Consider the following 26,065-nt stretch of genomic DNA (forward strand, 5'->3'; position numbering starts at 1 on the left):
TTACTTGGTTTCCGAAGCCTTGGCCAACAACGCTTCCACCGATGCCGTAGTGATCGGGTGATAGCCTGGCTTGGCGCGCGCGAACGATTCCTTGGCGAACGCCAGTCCATCCGGCGTTTTCACCAGCTCTTCGTAGATCGGCATGATCAATTTGCGCCGGCCGACCCGCTCGATGAATTCAGCGATCGCCGGACGCGCTTCCAGATAGCCGCTGCGAACCGTCAACGGATACCAGCGCATTGCGATCTCGCCGTTCTGGGTGCCGGTGAAGTGATACGCCGCATCCAGCTGCGCCAGCTGCTCCACGGTCAACTTTTCACCCATGCCTTTCAGGAAGTTGACCCATTGCTGGGTCGTCCAATCGGAGGTGAGTTGCGGGTTGGGCAACTTGCCGCTGCCCAGCCAGGCGATGCGGGCAGTGTCGGTCAGTGAGAAGCCGCGCGACTGCGCCTTGGCGGCGAACGCGGGTATGCCCGGCTCATTGAGCCACGCCGTCAGTTCCGCCTCGGTGACCGCGTTCGGATTCTTAGGCAGCAGGTTTTTTCGCAGGTATTCGACGAACTGGTCGGTGTTAACGCTTTGGAACGCGTGATCGTTGAACCAGCCACGCAGGAAAGGATCGAACACCTCACGGCCGAAACGCTCTTCCAGGAACTTCAGGAACCATGCGCCCTTGACGTAGGCGACGCTGCTCAAGGATTCGTCTGGATCGCGGTTGGTCAGCGCCGGCAGCGCCAATGCCTGATCCGCCGGCGACATGTCCTTCACTTCGTTCAGCAGGTCCGCCTGGTCGATCTGGCGTTCCATCTCCGCCATTTCCGTGCCGTACAAGGACTCGGTAATCCGGTCCTGCACGTAGGTGGTGAATCCTTCGTTCAACCAGATGTCCTTCCAACTGGCGTTGGTCACCAGATTGCCGGACCAGCTGTGTGCCAGTTCATGCGCGATCAGCGACACCAGCGACTTGTCGCCGACGATCACTGTAGGCGTGATGAAGCTCAGACGCGGATTCTCCATGCCGCCGAACGGGAATGACGGCGGCAGCACCAGCATGTCGTAGCGCTCCCATCGGTAGGGACCGTACAGCTTTTCGGTGGCGACGATCATCTGCTCGGTGTCTTCGAACTCCTTGGCTGCCTTGTCCACCATGGTCGGTTCCGCCCATACGCCACTGCGCGCGGAAATCGGCTTGAACACCAGGTCGCCCGCGGCGATAGCCAGCAGATACGAAGGAATCGGCTGCGGCATCTTGAACGTGTAGTCGCCGTCGCGGGGCGCGGCCGGGTCGTTGTCGGCGCTCATCAGCACCATCACGTCCGGACGCGAGGTGACGTGCGCGCTATAGGTGAAGCGTACGCTGGGCGTGTCCTGCAACGGCACCCAACTGCGTGCGTGGATCGCCTGCGACTGGCTGAACATGAAAGGCAACTGCTTGCCTTCCGTCATCGTCGGTTCCAGCCACTGCAAACCAGAAGCCTGCGGCGAAGTCTTGTAGGCGACGCGCACGTGCGCGTTCTGATCAGGCGTTTCAATCGTCAGCTTGCTGCCGAAGATCTTGTCGGCCGGCGCCAGCACGTACTGCAGCGGCACCCAGGTGCCGACCTTGTCCTGGCCTTCGACCTTCTCGATGGTGATGTCGCGAGTATCCAGCACCAGCTGCTTGGCTGCCTTGTCCTTCCACTCCAGCGTGTAGAGCGCGGTGCCGCTGAGCTGCTTGTTGTCGAAATCGACTGCCAGATCCAGCGCCAGGTCCTTGATGACGACCTTGCCGGGTTCGGCATAGGAATTTTCGTCGTGGCTGCGCGTCTGCTTGGCGGGGGCCGCTTTGGGAGCGGTAGGTGCCTCAGGGGCGGGGGCGGATTCACGGGAACAACCAGCCGCGACCATGGCGGCGCAAGACAGCATCAACGCTAGGGAACGCATTCGGGGATATCCGGCAATCGGGGGATTGCGGAAGTTTACCGCTCTTTGCTGCCCTTCTCCCTCCGGGAGAAGGTGGCGCGAAGCGACGGATGAGGGCATGGAACGTCCGCTTGCAATAAAGGCAGATGGCAAGTCATTGTCACTCCCTCATCCGCCCTGCGGGCACCCTTCTCCCAGCGGGAGAAGGTAGCTAGACCTTGTAACCCGTATGAATCGCCACAATCCCAGCCGACAGGTTCTTGTAGCTGGCGCGGGCGAAGCCGGCCTCCTGCATCATCGCCTTCAACGCTTCCTGCGGCGGATGCTTGCGGATGCTTTCGGCCAGGTACTGGTAGCTACCGCTGTCCTTGGCGAACAGTTGGCCCAACTTGGGTAGCACCTTGAAGGAATGGAAGTCGTAAAGCGGCTTGAACCACTCAGGCTTCACTTCCGAGAACTCCAGCACACGAGCTTGTCCGCCGACCTTCAGTACGCGCAGCATTTCGCGCAGTGCGGCGTCCTTGTCCGTCACGTTGCGCAGACCGAAGGCGATGGTGACCAGATCGAAGCTGGCGTCCGGGAACGGCAGCGCCTCGGCGTTGCACTGCACATAGTCCAGCCCTGACACCAGACCACGATTGGTCATGCGGTCGCGGCCTACCGACAACATGCCGGCATTGATGTCGCCCAGGACGATCTCGCCCTCATCGCCCACTCGATCCTTCAGCAATGCGGCGATATCGCCGGTGCCACCCGCCAGGTCAAGCACGCGATCGCCGCGCTTGACCTGCGCGGTGCCGACGAAATAGCGCTTCCATATCCGATGAACGCCCATGCTCATCAGGTCGTTCATCAGGTCGTAGTTGCCGGCCACGGACGAGAAGACCTCGCCGACCAGCTTCTGCTTTTCCTTGGCCGGAACGTCGCGGAAACCGAAGTGGGTGGTGCCGGTCTTGTAGGGGGATTCGCTCATGCGGGGGATTATCGCAGAACTGGACCTGGAGACGTTTGACAGCCTGGTGGCCCGGCTCTCTTAGAGCGGAGCTTGCTCCGCTGCTCTTGGTGGGCAAGGAGGCACAGACAAAGCAGCGGAGCAAGCTCCGCTCTACGTGGCAAACTGCCAAAAAAAGGACACCCCATGATCGCCACGCCCGACTACCCCGCCCTGCTGGAAACCGCAATTGCCGAAGCCCGCCAAGGACTGGCCGAAGGCGGCATCCCGATCGGCGCCGCGCTCTACCGCAACGACGGGACCTTGCTGGGCTGCGGTCACAACCGCCGCATCCAGGAAAACGACCCTTCCGTGCATGGTGAAACGGACGCCTTCCGCAAGGCCGGCCGGCAACGCCGCTACCAGGACACCATCATGGTCACCACGCTGGCCCCCTGCTGGTACTGCAGCGGCCTGGTGCGCCAGTTCAACATCGGCACCGTAGTGGTGGGTGAATCGGTCAACTTCCAAGGCGGCGTCCACTGGCTGCGTGAGAATGGCGTCAACGTGATCGACCTGCACAACGAGGAATGCATCGAGATGCTGGGCGACTACATCGCGTCCAATCCGGAGGTATGGAACGAGGACATCGGCGAGGATTAGGACATGCCAGCCCTGACTTTCGTCCCGTGACGTGCACGCCACGTTGCGGCACGATCAGCGCATGCGGCCCTGTCCAAATCCCGAAACCCTTCACCGCGCTGGTGATAGCCTGGCGACCCATCGCCATGAGCAGGCATATGCGGCGTTGGTGGTCGACGGCAGCTATTGGGAAAGCAGCCTCGAAGGGCCGGTGCAGTGTGTTCCCGGGACCTTGCTGCTGCATCCGCATTTTCATGCCCACGGCAACCGCTTCGGCCGACACGGCGCCCGTGTGATCAACCTGCCGCTGCCCGACCGGTTGGTACCGGAGCAGCGCTCCATCTGGCAGGTGGATTGCCTGAAGGAGGCGATCAAGGTATTCGCGAGCGAACCGGATGCATTGCCTGATGTGCTTGCGCGTGCGCAGCCAGCGGCCAGTGAACGAACGGAACACTCCGGCTGGCAGGTGGATTTCATGCAGCAACTGCAGCATTCGGACCTGTCCATTGCGCGGATAGCCCGTCAAGCCGGCGTGTCCGACGCTTACGCCAGTCGTTCGCTGCGCCACTCGCATGGCTTGTCGCCGCAGCTGTTGCGGCGCGAATTGCGGCTGCGGCGCGCGCTGATATTGCTGGGCCAGGATCAGCCGCTTGCCGACATCGCCGCCATCTGCGGCTTCGCCGATCAAAGCCATCTCAGCCGCGTGGTGCGAGCCTGCACCGGACTGCCTCCGGCGCGCCTGAGGCGGCAGGTCAAATCCGTTCAAGACTGGAGCAGCGCCGACGTGGCCTGATATCGCTCAACGACATTGTCGACGAGACGAGACCACCCCATATGCGCTGCCGCACTTACTTCCTCAGCGGATTGCTGGCGACTGCCCTAACCGTGACCCTCTACCCAGCCGCCATCGCCGCCACACCGGCTTCCAGCGCCACGGCCGAACGTGCCATCGGCGAATCGACGAGCGCATTGCTGCAGGGCGATTCGGCCCGTGCGCTGGCCGCGTTGCGGCAGGTGCCGGCGGTGCAGTTCAAAGGCCGCGATGCCGACTATCGCGCCTGCATGTTCGGCCGGTTCGAACGCGCGCAGCCACCATGGTTGGTGTGGGACATCGAGGATCCATTCGTCCGCGAGGTTCTCAACCACTATCAACGCTACTGGTGGCACGCGTTGGCCGCACCCGCGCAGCGCGAATCACGTGCGCAGGAACTACTGATGCAACTGCGCCGATTGCTGGGACCGGCGGCGGACGACACACATGACTTCGATGCGGTAGAGCCGCTGCTGAAAGGCCAGCTGGAGCAGCGCGGCTACCACGCGATACTGGGCCGGACGCCTCCGTTGCGCGAGCTGATGCTGTGGCGGCGCCAGGAAAGCAAGCAATACCAAGTCGAACTGCCGGAAGGCAGCCATCAAGTACGGGTGGAACTGCTGGATGACTTCGTCAGCCGCGGCTGGAGTTCGTACGCACGTTGCCAGCGCGGTTCGGCGGGTGGCTGGGCGACCAATGAAGCCTTGTACGCGGTCGTGCCCTCCTATCGCGATGGCTTGGACAGCGAATCGTTCCGGGTGGTGTTCCTTGGCCATGAAGCGCAGCATTTCGCCGACCAGAACCGGTTTCCGGATATGCCGTCGTGGGAACTGGAGTACCGAGCCAAGCTCGTCGAACTGGCGCAAGCGGTGGAAGTCAGCCGCAAGCGATTGCTTGGTTTCATGGAAGCCCAAAGCGACGACATGGATTCTCCACACACCTATGCCAACAAACGGGTCGTAGCAGATCTGAGCAAGCGGCTCGGCAAATCGCCGGAACTGGCATCCATTCCCGAACTGCAGCAAGCGGCGCGCGAGCAGCTGATAGCCGACACGGCTCGACGCACGGGCCAATAGCACGCTGAATAATGCGACGTCGGACAAGCGAATGTGCCTATCGCCATGTCGCGATCTTCATCCGACCGATTTCGCACGCAAGATAGTTCAGTGAAGCATCGAGCACCAGAAGGAGTTGATGGCCGCCACGTCCTGACGTGGCGGCCAGCCGCACACCGTCTTCATATCCATCGCTGGAAACTCTTGCTTGGCCTGAAATAATTGCACCCTTCGGCCAGGTGCTCCGTAGCGTCCGCGCGGCGATTTACCGAAGATGCCGGCGTCACTTCAATTGGCACAACTCCTGCGTTGGTGATCCGACCTTTGCCACTGCAAGCCAGGAGTCTGATCATGCCTTTGACGCTAAACGATATCGCTGGATGTCCTGTCGACAAACAGAAATTCACCTGGCGCGAACTGGTGCAGCAACCCATCAGCAAACTGGATGATGACGCCTTTACACGCGTGCGCATCATCCTGATGAATGGCCTGGAAGCCGAGGCGTTGCGCTTCCAGCACTCGGCCGCGCGGATGAACGAAGCCCTGCGTGTACCGTTGGCGAAAGTGCGCCGGATAGAGCACCACCAGGCAACGGCCGTGAACTGGCTGATCGGCGCGGATCATTCGCCTTTGGAAACGACGGTCGCCTACGAGCAAGTCGCCATCGAAGTGACCGCCGCCGTTGCCCAGCGCGAGCCCGACCCCTATCTGGCGCAGACGTATCGCTTCGGCCTGCTGGAAGACTTCGATCACCTGTATCGATATGCCGCCATGCTGGACCGGCTGGAAGGCAAGGACGCTAACAACATCCTGCAGTGCTACACCGACATCCTGCCCGGGAGACCGACGGTGGTGGAGCATCGCGCGCCAGAAGACGACCTGCGCACGCCTTTCGACGCCAAGACAGCCGCGCCGCTGTCCAAGCTGCATGCTTTGACCATCATGGCCGGCGAGCAGCAGACCCACAATTACTACATGAATATCGGACCGCTGTTCACCGAACCGCTGGCGCGATTGCTGTACGCCGAGATTGCATCCATCGAAGAGCAGCACGTCACCCAGTACGAATCCATCATCGACCCCAACCAAACCTGGCTGGAGCAATGGTTGATGCACGAACTGATGGAGGTCTACAACTACTACGGCTGCGTGCAGCAGGAATCGCAGCTGCGCATCAAGGCGTTGTGGGAGCGTTTCCTGGACTACGAACTTGGCCAGTTGAAGTTCGTGATGGAGCTGTTCAAGGAACACGAGCGGCGCGACCCGATGGAAATCCTGCCAGAACGTCTCCCGGATCCTATTCCTTTTGCCAGCCAGCGCGACTTCGTCCGCGAAACCTTGCTGCGGGAAGTAGATCTGCGGGCGCGAGGCGAAGAATACGTGGATGTCGAATCGGAAGGCGAAGCCTCGCGACAGTATCGTGAGCGCATGAATTCCGAAGGCTCCCCCAGCGAAGCAGTCGCCGAGGGCTACCGTTGGCACCCGGGCACCGAGCTCAGTCGCGCCGCTTGAACACTTCCTTCACGCTCTTTGAAAGCATCTCCCTTGAACATACTTTCTTGAGCATGCCTCAAAGCGCGCCACCTAGACAGGAGCGACCATGCAACCGCAAATCACCCTTGGCAGTAACCGCACCGGCTTGAAAGCTTCCCCCATCGATTCGGACGAACTGCTCGAAGCGCTCTCGCTTCAGGAAACCACTCCCTCTCCGGAAACCAGCGCCGACACCATCCGCACCGCTTATCTGCATGAGGCGGAAGCCGTGGGCTCGATGCCCGCGCCCACCACGGCGAAGGGCGTCGTCGGTTCGGTGGCGCAGACACTGACAGGAAAGCGCCTGCATATCTTCCTGGACAAGTTGGGGGAACGGGCCGCCTATGAGCGCTCGGGAACCCGGCTCTACGACCAGATGCTGCGGCGAGCGGTGGAGTTCGATCTGCCCGAAGGCATGACGCTGAGCCGCCTGCAGGAAATCCGCGACGAAGAAGCGCAGCATTTCTTGCTGGTCAGCGAAGCGATCGAGCAACTGGGCGGCGATCCCACCACCCAGACGCCATGCGCCGACGTCTCCGCTGTGCAGGGAATGGGATTGATGCAGGCCATGTCCGATCCGCGCATCACGCTGGCTCAGGCCCTGCAGACCTTGTTGGCGGCGGAGCTGATCGACAACGCGTCGTGGGAGTTACTGATCGAATTGGCTGAAGAATTCAGGCAGGACGAATTGCGCGATCGCTTCCAGGCCGCTCTGGCGGCTGAAGAAAAGCACTTGGAGCGGGTACGAACGTGGCTGCGTGGAGCGGTGGAAATGGAGGCCTCCGTTTCCTCCACGCATTGATGATGGCAACAACAGATCGCCATGAAACAGAAAGAATAGAAGAGATCGCCGCCTTATCAGGAACTGGGGGCGGCGGTCCTACCGGAACGTTCTGCGCCACGACTGTGATCGGCATACCGAAGGCATCGTCTTCTGGTCTGCGCGATGTGCCACCGTGGCTGCAGGATTGGATGGGCATTGCGATACCGCTGACTGAAGCGGCCATCATCCTGGTGCTGGCATGGCTGCTGAATCAACTGCTGCGTCGGTTGTTCTCGCGCCTGTGCGATCGCTACGCCCTGCCGCCGGAGATGGCCATCGGCGCACGGCGAATCCTCGGCTTCGTCGCGTACGGTGCCGCGATACTACTCATACTGGAACGATGGGGAGTGTCCGGTTCGGTCCTTTGGACCGCACTGACCGGCTTCACCGCCGTGGCAGCGGTAGCATTCTTCGCTGCGTGGAGCGTGCTCTCCAACATTTTCTGCACGCTACTCATCCTGACCACGCGGCCATTCCGGCTCCACGATCACATTGAACTCGTGGATAACGGCGACAAACCCGGATTGAAGGGACGCGTGGTCGACATCAATCTCATCTACACCACCTTGCAGGAAACCAATGGCAACGGTGAAGACACGGTATTGCAGATTCCCAACAGCCAGTTCTTCCAACGCAGCACAAGACGCTGGCGCAGTGATCCGGGACCGACCGCGTGATGGCTCGGAAAGCGTCCTACTTCGATCATGATCTCCCAGGTGATCTTGTAGGAGCGCCGTCCCGGCGCGAGCTCTTCGCTTCCACCGCGATGTGACGAGAGAGCTCGCGGCGAGACGCTGCTCCGCGCCTCGATAGCCGCTCAGCGCGCGCAACCCAGAGCGCGCCGCAGCACGTCCAATTGGCGAACGGCGGGCTTCGATTTTCGGCTTTTGCTTGATCTGACAGGAAGAGCTCGCGGCGGGACGCCGCTCCGCGCCTCGATAGCCCATCAGGGCGCGCAACCCTGAGCGCGCCGCAGCGCGTCCAATTGGCGAACGGCGGGCTTCGATTTTCGGCTTTTGCTTGATCTGACGGAAAGAGCTCGCGGCGGGGCGCCGCTCCTACAAAAAGCGAACGCTCCTACAAAGGCGCAAAAAAAACCCGCCTGACGGCGGGCTCTTTTGGGGCGTGCCTTACAGGATATAGCGACTCAAATCCGGATCTTTCACCAGCTCGCCCAGATGCGAATCGACATAGTCGCGATCGATGCTGACCGCTTGACCATCGCGGTCGGGAGCTTCATAGCTCAGCGTATCCAGCAATCGTTCGAGCACCGTATGCAGTCGACGGGCGCCGATATTTTCCTGGCGCTCGTTGACTTGCGCGGCGATCTCAGCCAGGCGGTCGACGGCGTCGGTCGAGAATTCCAGCTCGACGCCTTCGGTCTTCATCAGTTCGACATATTGCTTGGTCAGCGCGGCCTTGGGCTCGGTCAGGATGCGGATGAAATCGTCCTTCGACAGGGCACCCAGTTCGACACGAATGGGGAAACGGCCCTGCAATTCCGGGATCAGATCGCTGGGCTTGGCCAGGTGGAACGCACCGGAAGCGATGAACAGGATGTGGTCCGTCTTGACCGTGCCGTACTTGGTGCTGACGTTGCTGCCTTCCACGAGTGGTAGCAGATCGCGTTGCACGCCTTCGCTACTGACATCGCCACCACCGATGTTATCGCCGCGCTTGGCGACCTTGTCGATCTCATCGATGAAGACGATGCCGTTCTGCTCGCAGGCGTCGATAGCTGCGCTACGGATATCATCTTCATTGACCAGCTTTCCGGCTTCTTCTTCGATCAGCTGCGGGCGCGCGGCTTTGATCGTCACCGTGCGCTTGTGCGACTTGGCGCCACCCAGATTGGAGAACATCTGCCGTAGCTGCTGCCCCATCTCCTCCATGCCTGGCGGCGTCATGATGTCCACGCCGACGTTGACGGCAAGTTCCAGTTCGATCTCGCGTTCGTCCAGCTCGCCGGCACGCAGCATCTTGCGGAACTTGATGCGGGTTTCGTTGTCTTGCGCGGAAGGCTCGTTGCGCGCAACTTCGGGATCGAAACCAATACCGGTACTGCGGCGCGGCAGCAGCGCATCCAGGATGCGTTCTTCAGCGCGTTCCTCGGCCTGGGTGCGCACGCGCGCCTTGGCTTGTTCGCGATACATCTTGACGGCGGTATCGGCCAGATCGCGAACGATCTGCTCGACATCCTTGCCCACATAGCCGACTTCGGTGAAGCGCGTGGCTTCCACCTTCACGAACGGCGCATTGGCCAAGGTCGCCAGGCGGCGTGCGATCTCGGTCTTGCCGACGCCGGTGGGACCGATCAGCAGGATGTTCTTGGGCATCACTTCGTTGCGCAGGTCTTCCGGCAACTGCATGCGGCGCCAACGGTTGCGCAGCGCAATGGCGACCGCGCGCTTGGCGGCGTGCTGGCCAACGATATGGCGGTCGAGTTCCTGCACGATCTCGCGCGGGGTCATGGTGCTGTTGGTGTTTTTATGGTCGGTCATGGGGCGGGAATGGAGAATCGAGAATGGGGAATCGAGAGGGAAGGCGGACGGACCGAGGAGCGGGTAGAGAAGGACAGGAATCGCTTTGACGATCCTCCATTCCCCATTCCCGATTCACAGTTCCTCCACCACCACATTGCGATTGGTATAGATGCAGATATCGCCGGCGATCTTGAGCGCTTCGACGGCTATCGATTTGGCATCCATCTCGGTATGCGCCAACAGCGCGCGGGCGGCGGATAGTGCGAACGAACCACCGGAACCAATGGCGATGATGCCGTCCTCCGGTTCAATCACATCGCCGGTACCGCTGATGACCAGCGAAGTTTCCTTGTCGGCGACAGCCAGCAGCGCCTCCAGCTTGCCCAGACGGCGTTCGGTACGCCAGTCCTTGGCCAGTTCCACTGCTGCGCGTTGCAGCTGGCCATGTTTTTCAAGCTTGGCTTCGAATAGTTCGAACAACGTGAAGGCGTCCGCGGCGGCACCGGCGAAGCCCGCCAGCACCTGGCTGTCGCGGCCCAGGCGGCGCACCTTGCGGGCGTTGCCTTTCATCACGGTATTGCCCAGCGTGACTTGTCCATCGCCAGCTACGGCAACGTGGCCATTGCGACGAACGGAAATAATGGTGGTGGCGTGGAAAACGTTGGGATTCTGGCTGGGGTCCATGCGGCCTCCGGGGTGTTCCCAATGAAGTGGGGACGGCCACGGATGGTTCAAGCATGACTTTGGGAACCCCGACCAACGCCGTACACGTAGGAGCGCCGTCTCGGCGCGAGCTCTTTGCTTCGCCATGATCTGACAGAAAGAGCTCGCGGCGGGGACGCCGCTCCGCGCCCCGGTAGTTCCCCAATGCGCGCGACCACAAACGCGCCGCAGCGCGTCCGGATGGCGAACAAGCTTTTCGCTTTTATCGTGATCTGATGGGAAGAGCTCGCGGCGGGACGCCGCTTCGCGCCCCGATAGTTCCCCAATGCGCGCGATCACGAACGCGCCGCAGCGCGCCCAGACGGCGAACAAGCTTTCCGCTTCTATCGCAACCTGACAGGAAGAGCTCGCGGCGGGACGCCGCTCCTACAGTCGGTCTCGGGATCACGTCTTCCGCTTGGCGCGCGGATGGGCGGCGTCGTAGACCTTGGCCAGATGCTGGAAATCCAGGTGGGTGTAGATCTGCGTGGTGGCAATGTCGGCATGGCCCAGCAATTCCTGCACACCACGAAGATCGCCGGAGGACTCCAGGATATGACTGGCGAAACTGTGGCGCAGCATATGCGGATGCACGTGTTTGAACAGGCCCTGCCGCTGCGCCAACTGCTTCAACCGTATCTGCACGGCACGCTGCGAGATGGGACCGCCAGCGCGGCCGGGGAAAACGGGAGAGTCGCTGGTTGCTTTCTGATCGGTTCGCCATGCGTCCAGCGCGTTGCGGGCATGCGAGCCCACCGGCACTTTGCGCTCTTTGTTGCCCTTGCCCATCACGGTGACAAAACCAGTCACCAGATCCAAGTCGCGCCAGCGCAGGCCGCATAGTTCGCTCAGGCGTAACCCGGAGGAATAGAAAAGCTCCAGCAATGCGCGATCGCGCAAGCCAAGCGGCACGTCGGTAGGCACTTCGACCAAACGCACCGCTTCATCCGCATCCAGCACCTGCGGCAGCTTGCGAGGCGCCTTGGGAGCCCGCAGCCCGGCGGCAGGCGTGGCGGCGATGCGGCCGTGACGCAGCAGCCAGGTGTAGAAACTGCGGCAAGCGGATAAGCGGCGCTGCAAGCTCTTTGGCGACAGTCCGCGACGATGTTCGGCCGCTACAAAAGCGCGGAGTTGCTCGGTGTGCAGTGCGAGCAGGTCCGGGTTATCCAACCGCGCCGTCCATTCCGCCAATGCGGCAAGGTCGCGGCGGTATGCATCGAGCGTGTGAGCGGACATGCGGCGCTCGACCTGCAGATGAGAGAGAAAATCCTCGATCAGCCGTGGCGTTTCAGGCACCGGTGTGAGCTCCGGCACGCTTTTCCCCGTTTTCGCTGGCTTTGTTTTACGGGAGGAGTTCACGGCGGCAGCACATCAGGATGGATGAGCAGGGCTTGCGCCGTACTTCAATCATCGAACCGCTTCAGCGCCACCACCAGCGCCTCGCCCATCATGCGCAGGAACAATGTCCCCATGCCGGGATAAAAGCGGTTGGCGTCATGGCTGCCCACGGCCACCAGACCGACTTCAGGCAAGGGAAGCAATGCGGACGAGGTGACGTCCTCGGCTCGCGAACCGTACAGCAGTGCGTTCTTTTCCGGCTGCAGGCGGCCGCAGATCGGTTCGCCTTCGCGCAGGCAATCACGGAACGGCGCAAGATGCGGGCTGTCCTGAGGAATGGTCTGCAGCCAATCCGCATCCTCAAGTCCTTCGATGCGTTTCAGCAATACGATACTGATGCGGTCGCCATTGAAGTCTTCGGCCAGCGACGCCGCCATGGCGCGCACCGTATCGGCGGCGGTGCGCTGCTTCAGCAGCGACAACGTCAGCTGGTGCGTGCGTACCGCCAGGCGCTCGTTTTCCTGCGCATTGGCGAACAGATCGCTGAGCCGCTTGGAGAGTTCGCGGTTCTTGTCGCGCAGGACCTCCAACTGGTAACTGGCCAGCGACGCGGTGGGGCCTTCGTCGCGCGGTACCACCAGGCTCAAGGCCAGATCGGGGAACTGCTTGAGAATAGTGGGGTGGCGCCGCAGCCAGGCGGCAACTTCATGCGCGCCGAGTTTTTCCTGGCCATTCTTCTCGCGATGATCGCTCACTGTGTCCATTCCCCTTCGAATACGAATGCTGCGGGCCCCGACATGATGACCTGTGCGCTGTCGTCCGGCCAGCGAATGCACAACTCACCTCCGGGCAGCATGATGGTGACGGTGCGATCGATGCGGCCGCGCCTCATCAGCACCGCGGCGGCGGCACACGCGCCGCTGCCGCAGGCCAGGGTCTCGCCGACACCTCGCTCGTAAACCCGCAGGCGGATGCGATCGCGCGCGACCACTTCCGCGAAACCCACGTTGGCCGATTCGGGAAAATGCGCTGATTGCTGCAACGCCGCGCCGTATTCGGCGACCGGCGTTTGCGCCACGGACGGTACTTCGATCACCGCATGCGGATTGCCCATCGACACCGCGCCAAACCGCAGCCGAAGGCCCACGCCCGCAATCGCTTCGTACTCGTCCTGCACGCGACCGAACCCATGCATGGGAATGCGTGCTGGCTCGAAATCCGGCACGCCCATCGCGATCGCGTAACGGTCGCCGTCCAGGCGCTCCACGTCATGGGTCGCCAACGGACTATCCATCTGGAACCGGGTGCCCTGGGCCGTACCGTCGTGCACCAGCCAGGCGGCGATGCAGCGCGCCCCGTTGCCGCATTGCTGCGAAGGCGAGCCATCCGAATTCCAGATGCGATAAGACGCTACGGCACCTTCGCTGCGCGGCGCCTCGATGGTCAGGATCTGATCGCAGCCGACGCCGAAATGACGATCGGCCAGTTGCGCCGCCAAGGTGGCATCGGGCGGCGCCATTCCGCCGCGCAGGTCCAGCACGATGAAGTCGTTACCGGCGCCATGCATCTTGGTGAAGCGCATCGTGATCTACCCGTGTTCGACCGGAACTCAGCGGCCGCCGTCGGTCGCTGGCGGCACCGGCGTTTCGACTGGGGTTTCGATCGGGGTTTCTGCCGGGAGCGTAGCGTCGTCGGCCGGCGGCGTTTCCACTGGGTCCGCGGGCGTCATTTCCTCAGGCGTTTCCTGCTGGTCCGGTGCAGGTTTCTCCGGCATGAAAAGCGGGCCTTTGGCGCCGCAAGCGGAAAGCAGCGCCACAGCGGCGGCGGTCGATACGAAGCGTGCAATTTTGCTCATGCGGCGGAGTATAGCCAGATAGCGATGAATGAGCAGCGGCACCCTGCGGGTGCTTGTCAGGTGCCTGTCATCGGTAAAGCAAAAAAGTGGGAATGGGCAATGGAAGTGGGCGGGCGCAGAAGGAATATGCGCCAGGAAAGTGTCATTCCCCCATTCCCCCATTCCCTATTCCCTATTCCCTATTCCCTATTCCCTATTCCCTATTCCCTATTCCCCGCCCCTGTTCCCCAGGTCGCCTAGGCAGCTCCGGGCGCCGCCACAACCAGGCTGCCACTACCGCCATGCAGGCGATCGGCAACGCTGCCATCCACCAACGGTGCGAACCGACCGACAACATGATCACCAGCAGCACCATAGCGGAGAACAACATGGTCAACGTCGCCGCCCATTTGGCTCGCCGCGACACCGCACCATGCGCCTGCCAATCACGGATCATCGGGCCGAAGCGCTTGTGTGCCAGCAGATACCGGTGCAGGCGCTCAGAGCCGCGAGATGCGGCGAAGGCAGCGATCAGGATGAATACCGTCGTGGGCATGACGGGCAGGAAGATACCGACGATACCCGCCGCGAGACTGCAGTACGCCAACACCAGCCAGGCCCAGCGGTACCGGGAAGGAACGCTTTCCCGGGTCTCGGGCGAAGGTGGGGAGCCGGGTCTGTTTTTCACCCGGACGTTTTACCGCATTCGCTAGAGCGGCGTAAGTCGCGGGTATGAGATGGAGCATTACATCGCTCTTGTAGAGCCGAGCTGCGCCCCGCGATAGCACCGAGCCAGTGGCGATGAGGCCGTCGCAACGGCAGGCCATAACGAAGGGCCGCTTGTAGTAGAGCGGAGCTTGCTCCGCTGCTTTTCGCCACAGGTCATGAATCACCCAGGCGTCAGGAAGAGCAGCGGAGCAAGCTCCGCTCTACGAGAAACGGAGCCACAAGCCCCGCTCAGCAATTCAGCGCTTTGCAGGCTGCTCCGTCACACCCAACTGGTCCAGCACAAAAGCGTAGTACTCGGACATTTCGCGGTAGCGGCGGAAACGGCCGGATTTGCCGCCGTGGCCGGCTTCCATGTTGGTGCGGAACAGTACTGGCAACTTGCCGGTATTCACGTCACGCAGCTTGGCGACGTACTTGGCCGGCTCCCAATACTGCACCTGCGAATCCCACAGGCCGGTGCCGACAAAGATCGCCGGGTAGGCCTGCGGCTTCAAGTTGTCGTAAGGCGAATAGGTAACGATGTAATCGTAGAACGCTTTCTTTTCCGGGTTGCCCCACTCGTCGTATTCATTGGTGGTCAGCGGAATGCTGGGATCCAGCATGGTGGTGACCACGTCGACGAACGGCACCTGCGACACCAGCACGCGATATTTGTCCGGCGCCAGATTGGCGATGGCGCCCATCAGCAATCCACCGGCGCTGCCACCCATTGCCGCCACGCGGTCCGGTGCGGCGTAACCCTGTTTCACTAGCGCGTCAGTGACATCGATGAAATCGTTGAAGGTGTTCTTCTTGTGCAGCAGTTTGCCGTTCTCGTACCAGTCGCGGCCCATCTCCTGTCCACCGCGAATGTGCGCGATGGCGTAGACCATGCCGCGATCCAGCAGACTGACCACGGTGCCGCTGAAGCCGGGATCCATCGACGCGCCATAGCTGCCATAGCCGTATTGCAGCAGCGCGCCCTTGCCGTCCTTCTTGTAACCGTTCTTGTACACCAGCGAGACCGGCACCTGGGTACCGTCGCGTGCTGCAACCCAGACGCGTTCGGTGGTGTATAGCGATGGGTCGTAGCCGATCACGGGATCGCGCTTGAGCAGCTTGCGCTCACCGGTCTGGGTGTTCAGTTCGTACTGGGTGCCCGGCGTGGTCATCGACGTGTAGCTGTAGCGCAGCAATGCGGAGTCCGGTTCCGAATTGACGGCCAGCCCCATCGAATACGCTGGCTCGTCGGCCTTGACGTACTCCTCCTTGCCATCGACGCGGATCAGCCGGATACGCTCCAAGCCATTGGAGCGTTCGCTGACAGCGGTGAAATCGTTGAACAGTTCGAAGCCTTCGATGAAGACCTTGTCGTCGTGCGCCAGCCAATCGGTCCATTGCTCGCGCGAAGTGGCGTCGGAAGGCGCCGTCATCAACTTGAAGTTCTTTGCCAGCTTTTGACCAGTACCGCCCCAATTGGTGCGGATGACCCAACGGCCGTCAAGGTGATCGGCGCTGTATTCCACATCGCGCTGGCGCGGCGCCAGCACGGTGAACACGCCGGGATTCGCGGCCGGCGAGCAGCGCTGCTCGGACGAGACCGTACTTTCCACGCTGATGCAGATGAACTTGTCGTCGCGGGTGCGGCCGATACCCATGTAGAAGCTGTCGTCCTTTTCTTCGTAGACCAATTTGTCTTGCGAAGAGGGCGTGCCCAGCACGTGCGATTTGACTCGCACGGTGAGCAAGGTTTCCGGGTCGTTCTCGACATAGAACAAGGTCTTGTTGTCATCGGCCCAGACCAGATTGGCCGAGACGCCCTTGATCTCGTCCGGGTAGAGCTCGCCGGTCTGCAGGTTCTTGAAGCGGACCACGTACTGGCGGCGGCCCACCGCATCCTCGGCATAGGCCAGGATTTTGTTGTCCTGGGTAACTTCCCAATCGCCGATGTTGTAGTAGCCCTTGTCCTTGGCCAGCGTGTTGACGTTGAGCAGAATCTGCTCGGGCGCTTCCATGCTGCCTTCGCGGCGGGCGTGGATCGGATAGTCCTGGCCGGTTTCAAAGCGGGTGTAATACCACCAGCCACGCTCACGGAAAGGCACGCTCGCGTCGTCCTGCTTGATGCGGCCGACGATCTCGGCATACAGCTGTTCCTGCAAGGGCTTGGTCGGCGCCATCACCGCGTCGACGTATGCGTTCTCCGCGTTCAAGTACGCAAGCATCTCCGGGTTTTCGCGGGCGTCATCGCGCAGCCAGTAGTAGTCATCGGTGCGCTCGGCACCGAAGGGCGCCTTGACCACGTGTGGTTTCTTGGCCACGTCCGGGGGAGCGATGTCGGCGGCGAGTGCGGAGTTGTATGAAACGGTCATCAGGAGGGTCGCTGCAAACAGGAAGGTGGTGGGTTTCATGATTGGGTCCGCGCAGACGGGATGCAATGGTGGGTGGAGCAGGTGGCCCGGGTCATTGCTATCGCGAGCGACCGCACGGCAATGGCGGGCCAAGGCCCGCCCTACGTCCGCTTTCTTATTCGGCCAACTGTTGCCACAGGAAGGTATATGCCAGCGCGCTCATGTGCGCGGCCTGGGCGTTGTTGGCCGCGCCGCCGTGGCCACCTTCGATGTTTTCGTAGTAGCGCACGTCCTTGCCGGCTTCCAGCATCTTGGCCGCCATCTTGCGGGCATGGCCGGGATGCACGCGGTCGTCGCGCGTCGAGGTCATGAACAAGGTGGGCGGATAGGTCTTGCTGTCGTCGAAGAGGTGGTAGGGCGAGAATTTCTGGATGAACGCCCACTCTTCCGGCTTGTCGGGATTGCCGTATTCGGCCATCCACGAAGCACCGGCCAGCAGGTGGCTGTACCGCTTCATGTCCAGCAGCGGCACCTGCACCACGACCGCGCCGAACAATTCCGGGTACTGGACCAGCATGTTGCCGGTCAGCAAACCACCGTTGCTGCCGCCCTGGATACCCAGGTGCTTGGGCGAGGTGATCTTGCGCGCCACCAGGTCCTGCGCGACCGCGGCGAAGTCTTCGTACGCCTTGTGGCGATTGGCCTTCAACGCAGCCTGGTGCCAGCGGGGACCGTATTCGCCGCCACCGCGGATGTTGGCGACCGCATATACGCCGCCCTTCTCCAGCCAGCCTTTGCCGACGCCGCCGGAATAACCGGGTGTCAGCGAGATTTCGAAACCGCCGTAGCCGTACAGCAGCGTCGGCGTGCTGCCGTCGTACTTCAACTCCTTGGGGCGGACCAGGAAGTAAGGAACCTTGGTGCCGTCCTTGCTGGCGGCGAAGTGCTGTTCGATCACCTTGCCGGATGCGTCGAAGAATGCCGGCATGGCCTTGAGTTGTTCCGGCTGCTTGCCGACCTCGGCGAGCGACAACGTGGTCGGTGTCAGGTAGTCGGTCACCGTCAGCCACACCGCATCGCTTTCGTCGGCATCCACTGCGCCCACGCCGATGGTGCCAAAGCTGGGAGCACCCACGAACGCGCTGCTCTTCCAGCCTTTGTCCGTAGGCGTCAGCACGCTCAAGCGGTTCTTGACGTCATCCAGCACGTTCAGAATCAAATGATGGCGCGTCCAGGCGAAGCCGGACAGCGATGTGCTTTCGGTAGGCGCGAACAGCACTTGGAATTCGCGCTTGCCCGCCAGGTAATCGTCGAACTTCGCCGCCAACAGCGAGCCGGCGGGATACGTCTTGCCGCCGACCGTCCAGGAGTCGCGCAGTTCCAACGTCAGCCACTCGCGGTGAACGCCTTTGTTGGCGGAATTGGGGGCGTCGATCTTGACCAGCTTATCGCCGGTCCGCAGATACAACTCATCGTTGTAGAAAGCCAGCGTACGGCTGACAAAATCGCGCTCGAAACCCGGCGTATCGTCGTGATACGCGGCGATATACATATCCTCCGCCGTACCTTCGTACACCGTGGTCGCAGTGGACAGCGGCGTTCCGCGCTTCCATTCCTTGACGATGCGCGGATACCCGGAGCTGGTCATGGTGCCTTCGCCAAAATCGGTGAAGACATAAACGGTATCGGCGTCCTTCCAGCCCAGCGCGCCCTTGGCTTCAGGGCGGTAGAAACCATCCTTCAGGAAAGTCTTGGTGGTCAGGTCGAACTCGCGGGTTTCGTCGGCATCGGCGCCGCCGCGCGACAGCGCGATCAGGCAACGCGTGTAGTCAGGCTTGCGGCAATCCGCGCCGTGCCAGACCCAGTTCTTGCCTTCGGCCGCATTCAGCGCGTCCAGGTCCAGCACGGTTTCCCACTGCGGCTGCGGCTTGCGGTATTCCTCCAGCGTGGTGCGGCGCCAGAGTCCGCGCTCGTGATTCTTGTCTTTCCAGAAGTTGTAGTAGTACTCGCCGATCTTCTCCACGCCGGGGATCTTGGCGTCGGAATCCAAAATGGAGCGAATGTCGCTCTCCAACTGCTTGAACTCGGGCGTGGCGGCTATCTCCGCTTCGGCCTTGGCGTTCTGCGCCTTCACCCAATCCAGCTGCTTCTTGCCCTCGACGTCTTCCAACCAGGCATAAGGATCATTGGCCACAGGGATCTCCTTGGTGATGGCGGTTCCAGTCGCAGTAATGCCGGCGACAGCAAGGCCCGCCATCAGGCAGGCGTGGGCGAGTTTGGGCATTGAGTAGCGACTCCAAAGCGTGCAGTGTGATCCCTCAACGCTAGCACAAGCCCCGAAGCACACTCCCCTGCCGAAGGTCAGGCAGCCTGCGTACGCTGCCTCCATGCGGGCCGCGCGCAACGCCGCGCCTGGCTGCGGAAACGGCGGCGCCGGGATGGCCGCAGCACGGAATCCCGCGACGCCGGCCAAACAGGCAAGCGAAATCGATGCATCGCCCACCACGCCGACAATGGCATGCCGACCAGCCACATCGGCATCCAGCCGAGCCAATCGCTATGGCCGCGCGCGGCGGGCAACAGCACCACCAGGGCCAGTCCGATCACTGTCGCCTGTCGCAAAGCACGCTCCAGGGCGGGATAGGCCTGCACGGGCGAAAGCGACTGAGGCGGTTGGCGAGAGATGAAATTCGGCATGCTGGCGGCTCCGGTTGGCGAGCCCAGAGACTGACCGCTGGCCATCTCAGGCACTGCGACGCCGCGGACATCGTGCGGTCCGTGCCGTCACGCGGAACTGCGGAACAGTGCCTTCAAACCGTCGTCACGGCGGTAATACCATGGTCGACGCAACATCGTGGAGGTAGAGTCCCACTTTGCCTGGAGCCCCGAATGACCTTGACGCGCCGCCTTCGTGTCGTGCTGATCGGAACATTGATCGCCATCACAACGGCGTGCGCCACCGGTTCTGTCGACAGAACCGAAGCGGACGCCGTCAACCTGCCGCGCTTCATGGGCGCCTGGCATGTGATCGCTCACATCCCCTACTTCGCCGAACGCGGCCATGTGGCCAGCCGCAACGAATACACGTTGCGCGAGGACGGCAAGATCGGGGTGCGCTACGTCTATCAGGAAGGCTTCGGCCAACCTGTCGATAGCGTGGAGTCGCGAGCGTCGGTGAAGGCCGGCACAGGTAACCGCCGCTGGACGGTCTGGTTCTTCGGTGTGGTGCCTACCCGGTTCCGCATCCTGGAAGTGGCGCCCGACTACTCCTGGGCACTGATCGACTTTCCCGAGCGCGACCTGGCGTGGATCTTCGGCCGCACCCCGGTCATGGACGATCAGCTGTACGACACGCTGGTCAAGAAGATGCGCGACTACGGCGTCAATGCGCGCCAGCTGGAACGCGTGCCGCAACTGCCGGAGCAGTTGGGCAAGCCGGGATTCGCGGAACCCAAGGAGCCGTAGGTTGGCCCTAAGTGACCGACGCGACGCACAGGTCCCATTGTGCGGCGCTTCTTTGAACGTCGCTGGGTCCCGGCGTGCGCCGGGATGACGGAGAATGTGTTGTAGCTTCCTGCCGATACGGCGTCGACAACGAACCCTTCGCGTCGGGCGCGTGGCCCGACTTACCGCGCGTAATTGGACAGTGCCAGCTCCAGTAGCGATTTGGCTTGTTCGCGCAGCACCGGCGGGTCGACGATCTCCGCGTCGGCGCCGTAATGCAGGATGTCCATCAGCAACTCGCGGGAGACGCTGTAGGGGATCTTCAGCTCATAACGGCCGTCCGGCAGGTGCCGGCCTTGCTGTTTGGAATGCCACTGCTCGTCCGCCACCCAGCGCGCGGCCTTGGGACTGAACATGATGGTGGCCCAGCCCTTCGGTTCGCCCGAAAAAATACCGTAGCTGGAGGTCAGATGCTGATTCAATTCGGTATCGGGTACATCCTGGGCGGGCTCGTCGGACAAGCGCGCATTGCCGATGCGGTCGACGGCAAAGCTGCGCAGCGCCTTGCGCTCGTGATCCCAGGCGTCGAGATACCAGTTGTCGCGGTAGTGCGTGATGCGCTGCGGAGATACGGTGCGGCGGGTGCGTTCGTCGGTCGAACGCGCCCGGTATTCGAATTGCAGCTGTTTGCGCTCCAGGACGCCGGAAGCGACCATGCGGAAGCTGGCTTCGTCCAGCTTGCGGCCACGGTGGGGAATGACCCGCACGCGCTCCACCGGCCATTGCGCCACACCCGCATGGTCGGCCAACAGGCCTTCGATGCGTTTCTGCAACGGGGCGAGCGCGCCTGAGAGCACGCCGCCGCCGGTACGCACCAGCAGCTGCTGCGCAGCCAGCAACGCGTACAACTCTTCCGAACTCAACCACAGCCCGGGCAATTCGAACCGCTCGCTTTCGCCAGCGTGATAGCGGAAACCTGCTTCGCCATCGCCTTCCAGCGGCGCCATCAAGGCATCGCGCAGGTAAGCCAGATCGCGGTAGACCGTGGCGCGCGAGCAGCCCAGTTCTTCCTGCAATCGCTTTACCGTCACCGGGTAGCGTGCGGCTTTCAGGATGCGGTGCAGTGCGGTGATGCGTTCGATCTTGTCCATGGGCGGATTGGGTCTGTCGTCAATTGGGTAGTCGTCCGCGCCGTGCCGCCGCGCGTTCAACGCAAGGAAGAGCGAGGAAGTGTATGCCGATACACGCCTGAGCGATGACGCTGCGTCGGGCGTTCGGCCGCGCGGCGCGGACGGCTACTCAATGATTGACACGTCCTGGGGCCGAGGCGTGGCCGTTTTCATCGCCGGATTGACGTTGGTATCGGTGAACGCCCCGCCGCGCCAGGCGGCCGGGGCCCGTGCGGTGCCTGGCGGTCGGCGCGGCGTCTTCGCCGTTCCCTGCCCTCAACGCGCGGACCCCGGCCGCCTGTGCTGCCGGCCCTGCGCAGACCGTTGCTGCTTCCCGCCAGGAGCGCCTCATGTTGCCCAGATGGCTCGTGCTGACCTGTCTTTTCCCGGCGCTTATTTTCCCGGCCTTGATCTCCTGCAAACCTCAGGGGCCGCAGGAAACCCCAGGCACGGCGCCGACATCCGCGACGCCTGCCGCGGCCGGTTCGGCGATCCCCACGGCCAATGCGGCGCAGGAGGTGAAGGATTCCATGGACAAGTTCATGGCGGCCCGTAGCTTCCACGCCACCATGACCATGAAGGGTGGGCCACAACCCATCGCGACCGAGATGGATTTCGTGGCGCCGGACCGTTACCGCATCCGGATCGCCACCGGCACCCAGATCGTGGTCGGGGATACCTTGTTCATGGACGCTGGCGGCCGGCGCAGCCGGGTACCGTTGCCCGCCGGCACGCTGACCCAATGGCGGGACCCGCTGAATATCCAGAAACATCAGGAAGGTCTTTCGGCGGAACGGGAAGGCCGCGACCTTATCGGCGGCTCGCCGGCGACGCGTTATCGCGTCCGGCACACCCAGCCCGAGCCGTTGGAGTTCACGTACTGGATCGGCCGCGACGGCAGGCCGCTACAGCTTCGCCATTCCGGCGTTTCCCGTGACGGCAATCCCTACACCATCACCCAGGTTTATTCGCGCTATGACGATCCGGCGATCGTCATTGAAGCTCCGTAGGGCCTAGCGAAACGCGCTGATTTCCGGTGCCCGTCGCCGCACAAAGCGGGCGCTTCGCTGCATATACGACGGCGCCTTATTCGCGCGTTGCTAAAACCCACCGTCCGTTCCGGCTGTGTCGTGATCACATCTAGCGATCGTATCTGTCATCTGTCTTTGGCAGAATCCAGCACAGCATCCTGAATCCAAACAGTCACTTGGGTTGAAGGTATGTGACTTTGCCGATACCCTGTAATCGTTTCCAGCTCTAATAGAACGGATGCTGTCGCGCAATCCGAGGCCCCCGCATGCCCCGCTTCCTCCCCCTAATCGCCCTCACCACCGCCCTGGCAACGCTGACTCCTGCCGCCCGTGCGCAGGACGAAAGCCCGAATACGAAACAGACCGCGCCGGTGGCGGAGAAGACTTTCGCCAAGACGATCGCCGCCACGCCCAAGCGCACTGCGCCGCTGGTCACCGAGACACCGGTACCAAACACCACGGTCGCCGCGCCAGCACCCAAATTATCGGGAGGCGGCGAATTGGGCTATGCCGCCACCAACGGCAACAGCAACACCGAAAGCCTCAATGGCCGGCTGGATGTGACCTATTCCGACGGCGTCTGGAGGCACAGCGCCAACCTGTTCGGCCTGCGCTCCCGGTCCGAATACATGGATGACGATAACGGCGGCGTCCAGCGCAAGACCCGCACCACCGCCAACCGCTACACCTTTGGCGCCAACAGCGGCTACAAGATGGACGAACGCGGCACCATCAACACCTCGCTGCGCTTGGAAGAGGACGATTTCGGCACCTACAGCCGCCAGCAGTCGCTCAGCCTCAGCTACGGCAACCGCGTGATAGACAACGAACGTGCACAGCTGGATCTGCAGTTCGGCCCCGGTTACCGCCGCGCGCATGACGTTCTGGAGGATCGCAACGAAGCCAGCGTGATCGGCCGCGGGCTGGTCGATCTGCGTTATTCGCTGACCGACAATACCGACATCGTCAACAAACTGCTGGTTGAATCCGGCGAATACAACACCTTCGCGCAGAACGACCTGGGGATTTCGGTGACGATGAATTCGCACCTGGCGCTCAAGGCCGGCTGGCAGGCGCGTCACAACAGCGATGTCTCACCCGATCTCAAGAAGACCGACACGCTGACCACGATGAACGTGGTTTATAAGTTCAAGTGAGTCGGGAATCGGGAATCGGGAATCGGGAATCGAAAAAGGCTCTCGCCCCGCCTTCCCCTTTTGCAACGGGGGATGACCCGCCATTCGGCGGTTGTAAAGCATTTGAGGGGGATTTGCTGTTGCTCTTAAAGAACAAACCCGGAGCCCCCCTGACCAGCCATTCGGCTGTTGAGAAGCGCTTAAAAAGGGGCAAAAGCAAAGTGCTTTTTCCCGCTTGCCGCTAAAGACCGCTCAACAACTCTCCCGCGCCTTGCGCCAGCAATCGCGTCGCCAACGCTTCTCCCAAGGCTTGCGGCGCATTGGCAGCACCTTCTTTATCAGCCCGCACCAATCTGCCATCGGCGGCGGAGCCCACCAGCCCTGACAAATGCAGACGGGTTTCCCGCAGCTCGGCGTACGCCGCCACGGGCACATGACAGCTGCCGTGCAAGGCGCGATTCATGGCGCGCTCCGCTTCCACGCAGCAGCGGGTGGGTGCATGATCCAGCGCCGTCAGCCGAGCGGCCGTAGCGGGATCATCGGCACGGCATTCCACTGCGATGGCGCCTTGTGCCGGTGCCGGCAGCCACTGAGGGGCCGCCAGCCGCGTGCGGATACGTCCTTCGAAACCCAGTCGCTGCAGGCCCGCGCAGGCCAACACGATGGCGTCGTACTCGCCGGCATCCAGCCGCGCCAATCGTGTATTGACGTTGCCGCGCAGATCCAGCAACTGAAGGTCCGGGCGCCGCGCGCGCAGTTGCGCTTGCCGCCGCAGCGACGAAGTACCCACGCGGGCACCCATCGGCAATGCATCGATATCGGAATGGGTCGAAGAGACGAAAGCATCGGCCGGGTCGGCCCGCGACAGGATGGCCGGGAGCGCGAAAGGCGCTTCCAGATCCATCGGCACATCTTTGAGCGAATGCACCGCACAATCGGCTTCACCGCGCAGCATCGCCACTTCCAACTCCTTCAGGAACAAGCCCTTGCCGCCAATGGCGGCCAGCGACCGGTCCAGCACCTCATCCCCGCGCGTGCTCATCGGCACCAGCACCACCTCCAACCCAGGGTGCGCGGCACGCAGCCGATCGGCGACGTGCTCGCTTTGCCAAAGGGCCAGCGGACTTTTACGGGTGGCGATGCGCAAAGGTGTCATGCGGCCATTATCCCGCATAAGTCCCTTCGTAGAGCGGAGCGCGCCCCGCGATAACATCGAGTCGATGGCAACAAGGCCGTCGCAACGGCAAGCGGTAGCGAATGGCCCTGAAGACGCCTCGTAGAGCGGAGTTTGCTCCGCTGCTCTTCGATTCTGTGCAAAAAGCTTAAAAGCAGCGGAGCAAGCTCCGCTCTACGGGGATGCCGAACTCAGAGGTTCTTCACCGTTTCACGCAAGCCCGCCACGCAGCGGCGGCTGACTTCCAGCGGCTCCTTGCCGTGGCGCAGGATCGCCTGCACGTGGCCGTCGCCGACGCGCCTGAGTTCGACCAGTTCATGCCGCGCGACCAGGCAATTGCGGTGGATGCGCACGAAGCGGCCCGTGAACTCTTCTTCCAGCGACTTCAACGATTCTTCGATCAGGTCTTCGCCGCGCACGTGGTGCACCACCACGTATTTTTCTTCCGCCTGCAGGTAGTGCACCTCTTCGATCGGAATCAGGCGCAGGCTCCCGCGCAGGCGTGCGCACAGATGCGTGCGCGCCGGGCGGTTGCTGGTATCCACCGGTGCCTGGTTGCCGCGCCCCGCGACGAAAGTGCGTGCGCGTTCGAGCGCCACCGCCAGCCGTTCGGGACGGATTGGTTTCATCAGGTAGTCAATCGCAGCCGCTTCGAACGCCAACAACGCATGCTCGTCATAGGCGGTGCAGAACACCACCGCTGGGCGCGGGTCGAATGCCGACAGATGGCGTGCGGTTTCCAACCCGTCGACGCCCGGCATGGCGATATCCAGCAACACCAGGTCAGGGCGATGCTCCGCGCAGGCCCGCAGCGCTTCCAGCCCGCTATCGGCCTCGGCCACGACTTCCACCCCGGCATGCTCGGCTAGCAGCGACCGCAATCGCTCGCGGGCCAGCGATTCGTCGTCTGCGATGACCACTTTCATGTGGGCATACCTAGGGCTTGTTAACGCTATTGGGATAGGCCACGTTGCTTCCCCGCCGCGCCAGGAGCTTGTTCG

At 62.2% G+C, this 26,065-nt stretch carries 24 protein-coding genes; 9 read left to right on the forward strand and 15 right to left on the reverse strand.

Annotated elements, in window-relative coordinates; all coding sequences use genetic code 11:
• Together AADW18_RS17530 and ubiE are read right to left on the reverse strand one after the other, a co-directional pair.
• On the reverse strand, positions 1-1,923 hold the full coding sequence (locus AADW18_RS17530; protein ID WP_337344687.1) for a M1 family metallopeptidase: 1,923 nt from the start codon (positions 1,921-1,923) through the stop codon (positions 1-3).
• 190 nt (positions 1,924-2,113) lie between these two features.
• Positions 2,114-2,875, reverse strand: coding sequence for a bifunctional demethylmenaquinone methyltransferase/2-methoxy-6-polyprenyl-1,4-benzoquinol methylase UbiE (ubiE, locus tag AADW18_RS17535; RefSeq protein ID WP_337344688.1), 762 nt, complete (start codon positions 2,873-2,875; stop codon positions 2,114-2,116).
• A 165-nt stretch (positions 2,876-3,040) separates the two neighbouring features.
• On the opposite strand from ubiE, the gene AADW18_RS17540 reads away from it, so the two are divergent.
• The 6 genes from AADW18_RS17540 (at position 3,041) to AADW18_RS17565 (ending at position 8,374) form a co-directional block, all read left to right on the forward strand.
• A complete protein-coding gene (locus AADW18_RS17540; RefSeq protein ID WP_337344689.1) occupies positions 3,041-3,496 on the forward strand; it encodes a nucleoside deaminase in 456 nt (151 codons plus the stop codon).
• Positions 3,497-3,557: 61 nt separating this feature from the next.
• Entirely contained in the window at positions 3,558-4,268 is a 711-nt protein-coding gene (locus tag AADW18_RS17545) for an AraC family transcriptional regulator (RefSeq protein ID WP_337344690.1), read from the forward strand.
• Between the two features lie 41 nt (positions 4,269-4,309).
• On the forward strand, positions 4,310-5,362 hold the full coding sequence (locus AADW18_RS17550; protein WP_337344691.1) for a hypothetical protein: 1,053 nt from the start codon (positions 4,310-4,312) through the stop codon (positions 5,360-5,362).
• A 330-nt stretch (positions 5,363-5,692) separates the two neighbouring features.
• Positions 5,693-6,853, forward strand: coding sequence for a hypothetical protein (locus AADW18_RS17555; RefSeq protein ID WP_337344692.1), 1,161 nt, complete (start codon positions 5,693-5,695; stop codon positions 6,851-6,853).
• Positions 6,854-6,941: 88 nt separating this feature from the next.
• A complete protein-coding gene (locus AADW18_RS17560) occupies positions 6,942-7,676 on the forward strand; it encodes a ferritin-like domain-containing protein (protein WP_337344693.1) in 735 nt (244 codons plus the stop codon).
• Positions 7,677-7,846: 170 nt separating this feature from the next.
• The gene (locus tag AADW18_RS17565) at positions 7,847-8,374 is read left to right on the forward strand and encodes a mechanosensitive ion channel family protein (protein ID WP_337344759.1); all 528 of its coding nucleotides are present in this window, start codon (positions 7,847-7,849) and stop codon (positions 8,372-8,374) included.
• Positions 8,375-8,827: 453 nt separating this feature from the next.
• Here the strand turns inward: AADW18_RS17565 and hslU are convergent, their stop codons facing one another.
• From hslU to AADW18_RS17615, 10 genes are all read right to left on the reverse strand, one after another.
• Positions 8,828-10,198 (reverse strand): ATP-dependent protease ATPase subunit HslU, encoded by a 1,371-nt coding sequence (gene hslU, locus AADW18_RS17570; protein ID WP_337344694.1) that lies wholly within the window; start codon positions 10,196-10,198, stop codon positions 8,828-8,830.
• A gap of 114 nt (positions 10,199-10,312) precedes the next feature.
• Positions 10,313-10,864, reverse strand: coding sequence for an ATP-dependent protease subunit HslV (hslV, locus tag AADW18_RS17575; protein WP_337344695.1), 552 nt, complete (start codon positions 10,862-10,864; stop codon positions 10,313-10,315).
• A 423-nt stretch (positions 10,865-11,287) separates the two neighbouring features.
• Positions 11,288-12,196, reverse strand: a complete 909-nt coding sequence (gene xerC / locus AADW18_RS17580) for a tyrosine recombinase XerC (protein ID WP_337344696.1) — start codon at positions 12,194-12,196, stop codon at positions 11,288-11,290.
• A gap of 89 nt (positions 12,197-12,285) precedes the next feature.
• Positions 12,286-12,984, reverse strand: a complete 699-nt coding sequence (locus tag AADW18_RS17585; RefSeq protein WP_337344697.1) for a DUF484 family protein — start codon at positions 12,982-12,984, stop codon at positions 12,286-12,288.
• Positions 12,972-13,802, reverse strand: coding sequence for a diaminopimelate epimerase (dapF, locus tag AADW18_RS17590; RefSeq protein ID WP_337344698.1), 831 nt, complete (start codon positions 13,800-13,802; stop codon positions 12,972-12,974). Before dapF ends, AADW18_RS17585 begins: the two co-directional genes overlap by 13 nt.
• Positions 13,803-13,829: 27 nt before the next feature.
• Positions 13,830-14,075 (reverse strand): lipoprotein, encoded by a 246-nt coding sequence (locus tag AADW18_RS17595; protein WP_337344699.1) that lies wholly within the window; start codon positions 14,073-14,075, stop codon positions 13,830-13,832.
• Between the two features lie 193 nt (positions 14,076-14,268).
• Positions 14,269-14,742: a YbaN family protein gene (locus AADW18_RS17600; RefSeq protein WP_337344700.1), complete on the reverse strand. Its 474-nt coding sequence runs from the start codon at positions 14,740-14,742 to the stop codon at positions 14,269-14,271.
• 277 nt (positions 14,743-15,019) lie between these two features.
• Positions 15,020-17,170, reverse strand: a complete 2,151-nt coding sequence (locus AADW18_RS17605; protein ID WP_337344701.1) for a S9 family peptidase — start codon at positions 17,168-17,170, stop codon at positions 15,020-15,022.
• Between the two features lie 115 nt (positions 17,171-17,285).
• On the reverse strand, positions 17,286-19,394 hold the full coding sequence (locus AADW18_RS17610; RefSeq protein WP_337344702.1) for a prolyl oligopeptidase family serine peptidase: 2,109 nt from the start codon (positions 19,392-19,394) through the stop codon (positions 17,286-17,288).
• 77 nt (positions 19,395-19,471) lie between these two features.
• Positions 19,472-19,807 carry a hypothetical protein gene (locus tag AADW18_RS17615; RefSeq protein WP_337344703.1) on the reverse strand — a complete coding sequence of 112 codons (336 nt, stop codon included), beginning with the start codon at positions 19,805-19,807 and terminating at the stop codon, positions 19,472-19,474.
• 192 nt (positions 19,808-19,999) lie between these two features.
• Between AADW18_RS17615 and AADW18_RS17620 the strand changes: the two genes are divergently transcribed.
• Positions 20,000-20,575 carry a lipocalin family protein gene (locus tag AADW18_RS17620; protein ID WP_337344704.1) on the forward strand — a complete coding sequence of 192 codons (576 nt, stop codon included), beginning with the start codon at positions 20,000-20,002 and terminating at the stop codon, positions 20,573-20,575.
• A gap of 161 nt (positions 20,576-20,736) precedes the next feature.
• On the opposite strand, the gene AADW18_RS17625 is transcribed toward AADW18_RS17620, so the two are convergent.
• Positions 20,737-21,705 (reverse strand): YafY family protein, encoded by a 969-nt coding sequence (locus tag AADW18_RS17625; RefSeq protein WP_337344705.1) that lies wholly within the window; start codon positions 21,703-21,705, stop codon positions 20,737-20,739.
• Between the two features lie 368 nt (positions 21,706-22,073).
• On the opposite strand from AADW18_RS17625, the gene AADW18_RS17630 reads away from it, so the two are divergent.
• Both AADW18_RS17630 and AADW18_RS17635 read left to right on the forward strand, forming a co-directional pair.
• Entirely contained in the window at positions 22,074-22,733 is a 660-nt protein-coding gene (locus tag AADW18_RS17630) for a hypothetical protein (RefSeq protein WP_337344706.1), read from the forward strand.
• A 287-nt stretch (positions 22,734-23,020) separates the two neighbouring features.
• On the forward strand, positions 23,021-23,911 hold the full coding sequence (locus AADW18_RS17635) for a DUF481 domain-containing protein (RefSeq protein ID WP_337344707.1): 891 nt from the start codon (positions 23,021-23,023) through the stop codon (positions 23,909-23,911).
• Positions 23,912-24,131: 220 nt separating this feature from the next.
• On the opposite strand, the gene hemC is transcribed toward AADW18_RS17635, so the two are convergent.
• Positions 24,132-25,046: a hydroxymethylbilane synthase gene (hemC, locus tag AADW18_RS17640; protein WP_337344708.1), complete on the reverse strand. Its 915-nt coding sequence runs from the start codon at positions 25,044-25,046 to the stop codon at positions 24,132-24,134.
• Positions 25,047-25,255: 209 nt separating this feature from the next.
• Positions 25,256-25,990, reverse strand: a complete 735-nt coding sequence (locus tag AADW18_RS17645) for a LytTR family DNA-binding domain-containing protein (protein WP_337344709.1) — start codon at positions 25,988-25,990, stop codon at positions 25,256-25,258.
• Positions 25,991-26,065 lie beyond the last annotated feature (75 nt).

Source organism: Pseudoxanthomonas sp. CCNWLY206-1 (genome assembly GCF_039710385.1).
Classification (GTDB): Bacteria; Pseudomonadota; Gammaproteobacteria; order Xanthomonadales; family Xanthomonadaceae; genus Pseudoxanthomonas_A.